A 797-nucleotide genomic window follows, 5' to 3' on the forward strand; every position below is an offset into this window, starting at 1 on the left:
CCATCGACTTCACCATGATCGACCGGACACGGCCTAGACGACTCCCTATACGCGAACGCATGAAAGAGGGCAAGGACCTCGGTGAAACCATGGTCATTGCCCACGCCGTGGTCGCGGCCGAAGCGGGGGCGACGGTCACCGTGCTCATCGACGACAGCGCGGGCGCCGCGATCGCGACCTCCGAGCGGAAGCGACTGGAACGGCTCCGGGCACAAGGAAGGCCCGGAGGAGGGCTGCGGCTCGCAAGCACGCTGACCGTCTTGGAACGTGCGGCCGGTGGTGAACACATCCCCGACAGAGCCACGATGCGCACCGTCTACATGCGGCTCCGTACCCGTGACGACGGCCTGCCTCCGATCGAGACCACCAGACTGCTCCAACCAGGCATCTGGGGGGAGAGTTCGCCGGAGGGGAAAGCGTTTGGCCCGTGATCCGAACGGTGGACGGGGCGAGCCCAGGAAGAATCCGGCCGCGGCGGTTGTAGGCGTGCGCTTGGTCGTCCTCGTGGTGGGCTGCCCGCTCAAGTACGTCGGCGAAGGTTCGGATCTCGCGGCGGGGCCGCGTCCGGAAGCCGCTCGCCCGCGCTGGGTGCCCGCTACAGGAGTGCGTCGAGCTCGTCAGGGCGCAGTCCCGCTTGACGGAGAATCGCCGCGAGCGTGCCACGCTTGATTGTGGTGTGGAGAGGCACGGTCACCCCGCGCCCGTTGTCCAGGTTGCGCATCACGACGTGGCTTCCCCTGCTCCGAACCTGCGTGAACCCGGCGCGCTCGAGTGCCTTGACCAGCCGCGCGCCGGAC

The 797-nt window shown here is 68.1% G+C and carries 1 protein-coding gene and 1 pseudogene; one reads left to right on the forward strand and one right to left on the reverse strand.

Annotated features, from left to right (window positions below):
- A pseudogene (locus DD1DGNOD_RS07995) lies at positions 1-431 on the forward strand (hypothetical protein); the annotation flags it as partial.
- Positions 432-595: 164 nt separating this feature from the next.
- Here DD1DGNOD_RS07995 and DD1DGNOD_RS08000 read toward each other — a convergent pair.
- Positions 596-797: type II toxin-antitoxin system HicA family toxin (locus DD1DGNOD_RS08000; protein ID WP_131769808.1), on the reverse strand; the 202-nt coding region annotated here is incomplete at its 5' end.

Source organism: Candidatus Protofrankia californiensis (genome assembly GCF_900634765.1).
GTDB lineage: Bacteria > Actinomycetota > Actinomycetes > Frankiales > Frankiaceae > Protofrankia > Protofrankia californiensis.